Origin of the sequence: Curtobacterium sp. MCBA15_001, assembly GCF_001864835.1 — a bacterium.
Classification (GTDB): Bacteria; Actinomycetota; Actinomycetes; order Actinomycetales; family Microbacteriaceae; genus Curtobacterium.
The window spans coordinates 76,722-88,004 of the sequence record NZ_MJGI01000021.1; the positions used below are offsets into that span (position 1 = coordinate 76,722).

At 73.4% G+C, this 11,283-nt stretch carries 7 protein-coding genes; 2 read left to right on the plus strand and 5 right to left on the minus strand.

Features of this window, described 5'->3' with window-relative positions; genetic code table 11:
• Positions 1–46 precede the first annotated feature (46 nt).
• From BIU90_RS06785 to BIU90_RS06795, 3 genes are all read right to left on the minus strand, one after another.
• Positions 47–3,118 (minus strand): ExeM/NucH family extracellular endonuclease, encoded by a 3,072-nt coding sequence (locus BIU90_RS06785; RefSeq protein ID WP_071299477.1) that lies wholly within the window; start codon positions 3,116–3,118, stop codon positions 47–49.
• Between the two features lie 109 nt (positions 3,119–3,227).
• Positions 3,228–3,974 (minus strand): MBL fold metallo-hydrolase, encoded by a 747-nt coding sequence (locus BIU90_RS06790; protein ID WP_071299478.1) that lies wholly within the window; start codon positions 3,972–3,974, stop codon positions 3,228–3,230.
• Positions 3,971–4,861, minus strand: a complete 891-nt coding sequence (locus BIU90_RS06795) for a tRNA pseudouridine(38-40) synthase TruA (protein ID WP_071299479.1) — start codon at positions 4,859–4,861, stop codon at positions 3,971–3,973. The genes BIU90_RS06790 and BIU90_RS06795 overlap by 4 nt, the downstream gene beginning before the upstream one ends.
• Before the next feature lie 102 nt (positions 4,862–4,963).
• Between BIU90_RS06795 and BIU90_RS06800 the strand changes: the two genes are divergently transcribed.
• Together BIU90_RS06800 and BIU90_RS06805 are read left to right on the plus strand one after the other, a co-directional pair.
• A complete protein-coding gene (locus BIU90_RS06800) occupies positions 4,964–5,956 on the plus strand; it encodes an ATP-binding cassette domain-containing protein (protein ID WP_071299480.1) in 993 nt (330 codons plus the stop codon).
• A complete protein-coding gene (locus BIU90_RS06805) occupies positions 5,953–6,783 on the plus strand; it encodes an ABC transporter permease (protein WP_083403768.1) in 831 nt (276 codons plus the stop codon). Before BIU90_RS06800 ends, BIU90_RS06805 begins: the two co-directional genes overlap by 4 nt.
• On the opposite strand, the gene BIU90_RS06810 is transcribed toward BIU90_RS06805, so the two are convergent.
• Together BIU90_RS06810 and BIU90_RS06815 are read right to left on the minus strand one after the other, a co-directional pair.
• The gene (locus tag BIU90_RS06810; protein WP_071299481.1) at positions 6,765–10,013 is read right to left on the minus strand and encodes a BTAD domain-containing putative transcriptional regulator; all 3,249 of its coding nucleotides are present in this window, start codon (positions 10,011–10,013) and stop codon (positions 6,765–6,767) included. The genes BIU90_RS06805 and BIU90_RS06810 overlap by 19 nt on opposite strands.
• A 29-nt stretch (positions 10,014–10,042) precedes the next feature.
• Positions 10,043–11,170, minus strand: coding sequence for an aromatic acid exporter family protein (locus tag BIU90_RS06815; RefSeq protein ID WP_071299482.1), 1,128 nt, complete (start codon positions 11,168–11,170; stop codon positions 10,043–10,045).
• Positions 11,171–11,283 lie beyond the last annotated feature (113 nt).

Consider the following 11,283-nt stretch of genomic DNA (forward strand, 5'->3'; position numbering starts at 1 on the left):
GGAGGCTCGGTGCCAGCTGGCACCGAGCCCCCTGACCGCATCGTGGCTACGCGGCGCTGACGCGGCGACGGCGCGCGACCAGCACGCCGGTCCCCGCTGCGAGCAGCAGCAGCGCGGCAGCGATGCCGCCACCCAGCTCCACACCCGTGAACGCCAGCTCCCCCGTGACCGCACCCGTCACCGGGTCGACCCGGATCGACGTCCACCCGATCAGCGACCCGTCCGCCGCCGTCACCGCGAGCCGGTGCGCTCCCGGAGCCGTCCCCGCCGGGATCATCACCCGCACCGTCCCGTCAGCAGCGACCGTCACCGTGCCCAACAGCACCGGGTCCGAGAACAACCACACGCTCACCTGCTGACCGGCACGCCCCGCACCCACACCGACCGTGATCGTCTCCCCCGCACGAGCCGAAGCCGGCGCCGTGACCCCACCCCGCAACGCCGCGGTGAACGCAGACTCCGCCGGCGCGACCGGCACCGACGTGCCCGGCGTCGGGGCCGGGGTGCTGCCACCACCCGGCGTCGGAACCGGCGTTGAACCACCGTCACCCGGCGTCGGCGTCGTGCCGCCGGCCAGGTCGAACCCGATCAGGATCGGGTCGTGGTCGCTGGCGCGGTACACGTCGGGCGTGTACAGGTTCGTGACGTTGTAGTCGTACCGGCTGTACTCCAGGCCCACCGACTCGACCGAGTTGATGTTCCAGATGTCCACGCCCGTGACCGTCGCGAGGGCCGCGGGCGAGGCGAGCACGTGGTCGAGCGATCCGCTCAGGCCGCTGAAGACGTACGACCACTCGGCCTCGTCCAGCGCGGGACCGAGGTCCGTGTAGCCGGCGTCGCCCAGGACGACCATCGGGTCCTCCTTGCTGTAGGCGTTGAAGTCGCCGAGCATGAACACCTTGTCGGTGCCGTACTGCTGCTGCATCGCGGTGGAGAAGGTCACGAGCGCCTTCGCCTGGCGGACGCGGTCGGCGTTCGAGGCACCCTGCCCGTCACCCTGGTCGGCGTTCTCGCCGGTGCCGGAGCCCTTGGACTTGAAGTGGTTCGCGATCACCAGGAACTCGTCGTCCGCCGTGCCGCCGACGGGACGGAACGCGTCCGCGACGGGCTGCCGGGCGTTCGTGAACGCCGAGTCGAGCAGGATCGTCGACTCGCCGGTCGGGGCGACCCGCGCCTTCTTGTAGATGAGCGCCAGGCGGATGACGTCCTCGCTCGCCGGCAGCACCTTCGGCGAGCGCACGTAGTCCCACGTGTCGCTGCCGGTCGCGGCGTTGAGCGCCCCGACGAGCGTGGCGTCGGCCGCGTCGCGGTCCTGACCGAAGCGCGCGGAGTTCTCGATCTCCTCGAGGGAGACCACGTCGGCGCCGAGGTCGTTGATCGCCGTGACGATCTTGACCTGCTGGCGGGCCAGGGCAGCGGCGTTCGCGGCGCCACGGGCGTCACAGCCCGAGTTCACCGTCACCGGGTTGTCCAGACGGTCGCGGTAGTACGTGCAGCCGGTCAGCTGGTCGCCCGTGGTCGGGAAGTAGTTCAGCACGTTGAAGCCGGCGAGCTTGAGGTCACCGCCGACGTCCGCGGGCTTCGTCGTCCGCACGTTCGAGAACGCGACGGGCAGGTCGGCCTTCGGGGTGGCGCCCGAGATCGGCATCGTGGGCTGGAACTTCCACCCGCTGTTGCGGTAGTCGAGGACGACCGGCTTCGAGAACGTCGCGGCAGCGCCCACCGTGACGGGGCCCTGCGTGAGCCACGACACCGGCACGTCCTGGTTCAGGTGCCCCTCGCGCGGCAGGAAGTTCGTGCTGGCTCCGTCGTCGAGCGTGACCTTGCGCGCGGCGTTGTCCGCGGCGACGGAAAGCGCCTCGGCGGACCCCGGGCGGGCGACCTCGGTCGGCTGGATGAGCCGCTTCGTGCCCGTGGCCAGGACGACCTCGCCGTACTGGTTCGTCGTGTAGTTGTCCGCGACCGTGTAGTCACCCTGCGGGGCGAGGAGCATGCCCTCGAGCGATTCGCGCTGCGCATCGGTCGACGGGAACGCCACGGCCGCGGGCTGCGGTGCGACGACCCCGGCGGTCGGCAGCTGGGTCAGGCCCGCGGCCGAGGCGACCGTCAGCTCGGTGAGGCCGTTGAACTCGGACACCGCGCCGGTCAGCTGCACGTGGTCGCCCTGCTTGACGGTCGCGACCGTGGCCGACGAGTACACGAACACGGCGTCGGAGGCGGTGTGGGTGGCGAGGTCGATCGCGCCACCCGTCCCCGGGGTCTGGACGTAGTAGCCACTGAACCCGCCGGTGGCGTAGACCGCGGTGACGACGCCGGTCGTGGTGACCTGCTTGCCGACGTACGGCGAGGTGTCGGTCGTGCCCTGCAGCTGGGCGATCGTGACGGTCTCGGCCGGGGTGCCCGGGTCGGTCGGCGTGCCCGGGTCCGTCGGGGTCGTCGGGTCGGTGGGCGTGGTCGGCGCTGCCGTCTCGCCCTTCGCGTTCGTCGGGGTGACGGTCGTCGTGTTCGTGAAGTCCGCCGCGTTGTCACCGGTGTCGGTGGTGCCCTGGCGCACGAGGGCGTTCGGGGTGCCGTTCGGGCCGTCGACGGCCGCCGGGCCGGTGCCCTCGAAGGTGTTCGACGTGCCGTAGCCGAGCACGTCGACCACGCCGGCGGTCCCCTCAGCGACCGCGCCGGCGGGGAGCGCCAGACCGGTGGTGGTGTCGGCGAGCACGAGCGTGCCCGTCGTCCCCGACGGAGCGAGCGTGGTCACGGCGTCCGGCGTCGGGAGCGCCTTGCCCGCGGTGCCGTTGCTGTTCATCTGCACCAGGTACGAGCCGTGCGCGGGAACGGTCCCGGTCAGGGTACCGATCGCCTTGAACGCGTCGGTGCTCGCCGTGGCGCGGTACTGCACGGACCAGCCGTCGACGGTGACGGCGGTGTCGGTCGGGTTGCCGATCTCCACGAACTTGTTCGTGAAGAAGGCGTCCTTGGAACCGCCCTTGAGGTACGCCTCCTGGATGACGAGGCCGTCGCCGGCGGTGTTCGCGCTGGCGGCGGTGACGGATGCGAGCGGTGCGGCGAGGAGCGTCGCGGCGACCGTGGCGCACAGCAGGGTGCGCCGGGTGGAGTGGAGCATGCTGACCTTCGGTGAGTGGTCGTGGACCCTCGAACGCTAGCCACCTGCAGAGTCCCTCAGGTTGCGGTCAGGTAAATGATTGCCTTCTGCAGCAGACCGTCGCGGCCGATCAGGCCCCGACGGGCACCCACTCCCGCCCGACCCGGTGCACCGCGGGCCCGTGCCCGGGCAGCAGGATCTCGGGCATCGGCAGCGCCTGGGCGGACTCCACCGCCGCGGCCTGGTCGTGCGTGAAGAACGGCGTGATCATCCGTGGTCGTGGGCTCCACGAGCGCGGCTTCGTGTCGTGGTGGGAGACGACCGCGTCCCCGGTGACGATCGCGTCAGCGGCCGGCAGCAGGTACGCGGTCGACCCGTCGGTGTGCCCGACCGCGGGGAACGGCGTGATGGCCCGGCCCTCGAAGTCGCGGCCGGTGAAGGCCCGGGCGGAGGGCACCGCGACCGGTCGGAGTGCGTCGGAGCGGACGGCCCGCCCGAGCCAGCGCAGCACGCGCGGCGACGCCAGACGCCCACCGATCTCGGCCGGGGTGACCTGCTGCCGAGCGGGACCGCGGACGTTGTCGAGCTCGTCAGCGTGGGCCAGGACCTCGACGCGGGGCAGGCGCTCGAGGATCCCCGGGATGCCGCCCACGTGGTCGACGTGTCCGTGCGTGACGTAGATGCGGCGCAGGTCGGCGAGGTCGTGGCCGGCGTACCGCACGGTGTCGAGCACCAGGCTGGTGTCAGCGGGGTAGCCAGCGTCGATCAGGGCGACGCCGTCCTCTTCCGCCAGGACGACCCAGTTCGACACGGGTCCCTCGACGAAGACGACCCCCGGGGCGACGGAGACGACGGAGCGGGGTTCGCGGGAGCTCATGCCCCGACGGTATCCGAGCCCGGCAGCGCCGACCGACGCGCCCGCGTCTGGGTCGCCCGTGCGGCGAGCTCGTCGTCCGCCGGGTAACCGACTTCGGTCAGCGTCAGCCCCTTCGCCGGGGCCACCTTGAACGCGCTGGTCCGCTCCCCCGCGACCCGGAGCTCCTGCAGGCGGTCGGCGCCGAAGCGCGCCTCGCCGACGGCCATGGTCGCCCCGACCATCGCCCGGACCATGGAGTGGCAGAAGGCATCGGCCTGGAGGCTCGCCACCAGCACGCCGTCCGGCTCGCGGTCCCAGCGGAACTGCTGCAGCGTCCGGATGGTCGTCGCGCCCTCGCGCGGCTTGCAGAACGCCGCGAAGTCGTGCAGCCCCAACAGCGTCAGCGCACCGCGCTCCATCGCCGCCGGGTCCAGACGCCCCGGGTACCAGAGCGTGTGCCCACGACGACGAGGATCGTGGGCGGCGTCGGCGTCCGCCACCCGGTACTCGTACCGTCGCCACACCGGCGAGAACCGGGCGTCGAACCCGTCCGGCGCGACCGAGGCCCGGGTCACGACGACGTCGCCGTCCGCCCCGGCGATCCCGTTGACCCGCTTCACCAGCCCGTCCAGCGGCGACCGCCCGGCACCCCGCTTCGGCGCCGTCAGCGCTCCCCACTGCGCCGCGTCCAGGTCCAGGTGCGCGACCTGCCCGGTGGCGTGCACGCCGGCGTCGGTACGTCCGGCCACGGTCAGCAGCGGCGGGACGCCCCACCGGGTGAACACCGTGGCGAGCGCGGTCTCGAGCGCTCCCTGCACCGTCCGCAGGCCCGGCTGCCGAGCCCACCCGGAGAAGGCCGCTCCGTCGTAGGCGACGTCCAACCGGAGCCGCACGGTTCCCTCACTCACACGCCAACGGTACCGACGTCAGCGCCGCGTCAGTGCCGCGTGAGCGCCCGGCGGCACGATCGACCTCGACATCGACGGACTCGTGACGAAAGGACCAACGCGATGACCACCACACCCCTCGCGGTCGAGGCCGTCGGCCTCGTGAAGACGTTCGGGCAGAACCGAGCGGTGGACGGTGTCGACCTCCGCGTCGAGGCCGGCACCGTCTACGGCGTGCTCGGGCCGAACGGCGCCGGCAAGACCACCACGATCAGCATGCTCGCGACCCTGCTGCGGCCGGACGCCGGCGAGGCCCGCGTCTTCGGGCACGACGTCCGCCGCGAACCGCAGGAGGTCCGCCGGCTCATCGGCGTCACCGGGCAGTACGCCAGCGTCGACGAGACGCTCAGCGCCACCGAGAACCTCGTCGTCTTCGCCCGGCTGCTCGGACTGTCCCGGGCCGAGTCGAAGCGGAAGTCCACCGAGCTGCTCGAGCGCTTCGGCCTGACCGAGGCCGCGAACCGGCCGCTCCGCGCGTTCTCCGGCGGCATGCGGCGCCGGCTCGACCTCGCCGCGAGCCTCATCGCACAGCCGCCGCTGATCTTCCTCGACGAACCGACGACGGGCCTCGACCCGCGGACCCGTGCGCAGATGTGGGACACGATCCGCGAGCTCGTCACCACCGGCTCGACGGTCCTGCTCACGACGCAGTACCTGGACGAGGCCGACCAGCTGGCCGACCGCATCGCGGTGATCGACCACGGCCGCGTCGTCGCCGAGGGCACGAGCGACGAACTCAAGGCCTCGATCGGCACGGCGTCGCTGCAGCTCCGGCTGACCGACCCGCTCCGGGTCGACGCGGCGCGCTCCCTCGTCCGGACGGCGCTCGGCGTCGAGGCGGTCGCCAGCCCCGAGGGCGCACGGCTCACCGCGCCGATGACCGACCCGGACCGCGTGACCGACCTGCTCGTGTCGTTCCGCGACGCCGGCATCTCCCTCGCCGAGATGAGCGTGCAGAAGCCGACGCTCGACGAGGTCTTCCTCACCATCACCGGCTCGCCGACCGCCGATGCGGCCGACACCACCGACCGCGAGCTCGAAGGGAGCCACGCATGACCACCCTCACCACGACCGCGCCCGCCACCCCGCGCGTCACCCCACGCCCCGGGGTCGGCGGCACCGGGATCGGCGCCACCGTCCGCCAGTCGCTGACGATGGCCTACCGGGGCCTCATCAAGGTCCGCCGCACGCCCGAGCAGCTGTTCGACGTCACCCTCATGCCGATCGTCTTCACCGTGATGTTCACCTACATCTTCGGCGGTGCGATCGCCGGCAACGTGGCGGCGTACCTGCCGATCATCATCCCCGGCATCCTGGTGCAGACGAACATCACGTCGTCGATCGTCACCGGCGTCCAGCTCCGCGAGGACATGGACAAGGGCGTGTTCGACCGCTTCCGCTCGCTGCCGATCGCCCGGATCGCCCCGCTCGCCGGGGCGCTGCTGGCCGACACCGTCCGCTACGCCATCGCGACCACCATCACCTTCGTGGTCGGCATCATCATGGGGCTCCGACCCGCGCACGGCGTGTGGACGGTCATCGCCGCCGGTCTGCTCGTGATCGTCGTCGCCTGGGCGATCAGCTGGGTCTTCGCGTACTTCGGCGTGGTCGCCCGGACCGCGTCGAGCGTCTCGGGCATCTCGAACCTGGTGCTCTTCCCGCTGACCTTCCTGTCGAACGCGTTCGTCCCCGCGGACACCCTGCCGGACTGGCTGCGCTGGTTCTCCGAGGTCAACCCGATCTCGCACCTCATCACGGCCGTCCGCGACCTGATCAACCACGGCACCGTCGGCGGGGACCTGGTGTTCTCGCTCCTCGGCGCAGCCGTCATCGTCGCCGTGTTCGCACCGCTGACGGTCCGTGCCTACATGCGCAAGGCCTGACTCCCGGCCAGTTCCTCGAGCAGCTCGCGTGTCCGTCTGACGGCCTCGGCCCGGTCCCACCCGGCCGAGGCCGTCTCGGCGTCCACCGTCGCCCGCTCACCCACCGCCGCGACCACCAGCGGCCGCAGCCGCGCGTGGGTCAGCACGCCGAAGTCCTGGCGGGACCCGAACCGTCGCGCCAACGCCCAGCACCGCGCCGCCTCGGCAGCGCGGTCAGCACGGACGGCCGCCACGGCCAGCCCGAGCAGGGCCGTCCCGACCACCGGCAGGTCCAGCCACCGCGTGTGCAGGCGCAGCATCACGAGGGTCTGCACCCGCAGGGTGCGCGCCACGGTCTGGAGGCTCGGCGCACGCCCGTCAGACAGCCATCCGCCGGTCCCGCCCACGTCGGACCCGCCCACACCGGCTCCACGCCGAGCCGCCTCGTCCGCCGCGGCGATCCACGCGGCACCGGCCATCAGCGCCCAGTGCGGCACGGTGCGTCGTCTCGGCAGGACCACCGCCCAGGCCCGGGCGTACCCGGCAGCAGCCGCGTCGAGGTCGCCGGCGCTCCGCGCGCACTCGGCGGCGATCGCGATCGCCAGCACCTCGGTCTGCGCCGTCTCCCCGTCCGGACCGCCACGGGCCGCGACCGGCTGGACGGCCAGGTCCGCAGCGATCGAGCGGGCGAGGACGACGTCACCGGTCGCGGCGGCGCACAGCCCGACGGTCCAGCCGATCTCGTACAGGTCGTCCTCGGCGCCGAACACCTCGAGCTGGTCACGAGCGAGGTCGGCCAGGGCGAGCGCCTCGGCGTGCCGCCCGGTCTGGGCCAGCAGCTGCGTCCGGGTCACCGCACCGGAGCCGAGTGCCCAGGCGTCGTCGACCTGCTGCGCCAGGACGATGCCCCGGTCCGAGTACGCCAGCGCCCGGGCGAACTCGCCGTCGTTCTCGGCCAGGGGTGCGCTCAGCGTGTACGCCAGGCACGCGACGGCCGGGTCCGGCGACTCCCGGTACCGGGCCAGCAGCGCGAGCCCGCGTTCCGGACGCCCCAGGGTCAGCAGCAGTGCGGCCTGCGCGTCGAGCACCGGGGCGTCGGTCGGCCCGAGCCGGATGACGCGTCGCAGCGTCGAGATCGCCGTCGCCGCGGTCCGACGGTCCCCGAACGCCGCCGACCCGCCGATCAGGACGAGGCCGAGCACCGTCGCCGTGCGGTCCTCGGGGGCGGGGTCGTCCGTACGGAGCACCGCGACGACCTCGCGCGCGACCGCGAGCACCTCGCCGTGTGCCCCGCGCAGGGTCCAGTACCCGCCGAGCGCCGCGAACACCTGGGCGGCGGCGGTGCGATCACCGTCCTGCAGGGCCCAGCGGAGCACCGTGACCAGGTTGTCCGCCTCCTGCGCGACCTCGCGGAACCACCGGCGTTGGGCGTCCCCGGTCGCCGTGAAGAGCGTGCGGGCTGCCGCGAACCCCCGCCCCCACCGCACCATCGCCCGACGGACGACATCGGTCGTGCCGCGCTCGTCGAGACGTGCCGCGCCGAACTCGCGCACGGTCTCGAGCAGGCGGTAGCGCACGGGTTCGCCGGCACGCTCGACCAGCTGCACGAGGGACTGTTCGACCAGTTCGGCCAGGTCGTCGAGGGCGTCGTCACGGCGGTCGGCAGCGGCGACCGCCTCGACGGCCTCCACCGCCAGCCCGTCGGGGAAGAGCGCCAGGCGCGGCAGCAGGTCCTCGGCGCCCGGGCCGAGCAGCCGCCAGCTCCACTCGATCACCGCGAGCAGCGTCCGGTGCCGCTCCGGGGCACTCCGGTCGCCGCCCCGCAGCAGCGCGAACCGGTCGTCCAGGCGTCGCTCGATCTCCTCGGTGCTCATGCCGCGGATCCGTGCCGCCGCCAGTTCGATCGCCAGCGGCGAGCCGTCCAGACGCGTGCAGATCCGACGGACGGCGTCGACGGGCAGCACGGCACCGGGGCGAGCAGCACGCGCGCGCTCGGTGAACAGTCGGACCGCTGCGCCGTCGGCCTCCACCGGCAGCGGCGCGAGCGGCGCCACGACCTCACCGGCGATGGCGAGCGGGGCCCGCGAGGTGGCGAGCACGACGAGGGACGGCAGCGCGGCGAGCAGGTCGGCCACGAACCCGGCGACCTGGTCGACGAGGTGCTCGCAGTTGTCCAGCACGAGCAGGGTCGGTTCGTCACCGAGCGCACGGAACACCCGCGTGCGCAGGTCGGCGACGACCGCGTCGCGCAGGTTCCGGGCGCTGCGGACCTCGGCGATCCCGAGCAGCGCCCCCAGCGCGGGGACGACGTCCTCACCAGCGGTCAGTGACGCCAGCTCGAGCACCACCACCCCGCGATCGGCGGGCACGGCGGCCGCGACCGCCTGCGCGAGCCGGGTCTTCCCGAGCCCACCGGCGCCGAGGACCGTCACCAGCCGCTCGTGGGACAGCAGGTCCTGGACGGTGGCGACGTCGGCCTCCCGTCCGACCAACGCGTTCGGGGCGGCCCGCAGGCCGATGCGTCGGACGGCCCCGGAGTCGGCCGCGGACCGGTGCAGCAGGTCGGCGTTCAGCCGGACGAGCTCCCCGGACGGGTCGGCGCCCAGACCGTCGGCCAGGCGCTCCCGGTGCTCGGCGAAGACGGCGAGCGCCTCGCCGGTCCGGCCCGCGGCGGCCAGGGCCCGCATCGCACCGCCCACCGCGACCTCGTCGAAGGGGTCGGCGGCGGCTTCGTCGCACCAGACGGCCGCGGCAGCACCCACGTCTCCGGACGCCAGCAACGCTGAGCCGAGCGCACGGCGGAGGCCCCGACGCGCGCTCGCGGCACGGTCGGCCAGTGCGGTGCCGAGCTCTCCCTCGACGTCGGCGCCCGGGTCACCGCGCCACAGGCCGAGCGCGAGCTCCAGGGCCTCGGGGTCCTCCGTCGCCGCCTGCCGCTCCGCCCGCACCAGGTCGACGTCGTCGGGGTCGACGGCGAGCGCGTACCCGGTCGCCGTCGAGTCGACCAGGCCGTCGGCCGCGCTCCGGCGCACCCGTGAGACGAGCGTCTGCAGCGCGGCTCGCGCACCCTTCGGCCGGGCGTCGCCCCACAGCTCGTCGATGAGCGTCTCGGTGGTCAACGCGTGCCCGCGTGCGAGCACCAGCGCCGTCACGAACGACCGCGCGAGGGCCCCCGGCACCGGCGTCAGCGCACCGGTCGGGTCCTCGACCAGGACGGGCCCGAGGACGGCGATGCGGGGGTGCTGCGGCACGGTGCGAGTCTACGGACGCTGGTGCGCGGTCAGGAGGCCGCGCGACCCGCACGTGCCGACCCGAACGGCCCGGTCTTCGTGTCGATGTCGGCGGTCGCACGGCGCTCGGACTCGACGACGCCGCGCAACGACACGAGCGCGGCCGACGTGACCGCGACGTGCGACGGGTTCTCGCGCGAGGCGTCCAGCGCGCGCTCGACCTCGGCGATCGCCAGGTCAGCCGCTTCCTCCGGGCACTCGCCGCGGATCACGCAGGCGATCTGGTCGAGGGCCTTCGCCAGGGGTTCGGCGAACTCCGGACTGGGTCGTCCGACCTCCTCGGAGACCGGACCGGACCGGGCGACGAGCTCGGTCAGGTCCGTCGTGTACCAGGCGACCCGCTCGAGCGCACGGAAGCGGGCACCGTCCTGTTCCAGCCGGAGCCGTGACCCACGCAGGGCCCCGCGGGGGTTGACCTTCCGGCTCTCGTGCGCGATCGACACCCGCGACCGCACGTCCGCGATCGCCCGGTCGAGCCGGTCCTGCTGCCGGTCCCAGGCGGCGACGTCCCGCTTGCCCTCACGCATCACCGCGGCGAGCCCGTCGAGGTGGTCGGCGAGCACCTCGTTGACGGCGTCGATCCGGTGTTCGGCGTCCCAGAAGTGCAGCGGCGGGAACACCAGGAAGTTGACGAGCAGCCCGACCACGACACCGACGGCCATCTGCACGAGGTAGCCGAGGGAGTAGCCCTCGGCGTGGGCACCGCCGACCAGCAGGACGAACAGCGCGGCGGTCGACACCCACGAGCTGCCCTCGCCGAGCACCCGGAAGCCGCCGACGAGCACGCCGATCCCCACCGCGAGCGCGACGGCCAGGATGCCCGGGTCGCCGATCCACATCGTGAACCCAGCGACCCCGATCCCGAGCGCGATGCCGATCAGCGTCTGGATCCCGCTCCGGAGGCCCGCCCACACGGTGGTCTGCATGGCGATGACCGCGCCGAGCGGGGCGTAGTAGGGGTACTCGGAGGCCACCCCGGGCACGTGTCGGGCCACGAACCACGCGAGCGCAGCGGCTCCCGCGGCCTTGGCGGCGTGCAGCAGGCGTGGTTGCGTGCCGGACGTCCGGCTCCACCGCCAGACCCGTGTCCCCACCCCCGCGACGTGGTCGAATCCCATGTGTGTCCTCCGAGTCGGCCCTTCACCCGATGGGCCGACGGGTCACCCTACGGTGCCGCCACTGGGAGCGGAGCCCGGTCCGCGTGCGCTGGACACCACGAAGCCCCCGCAGC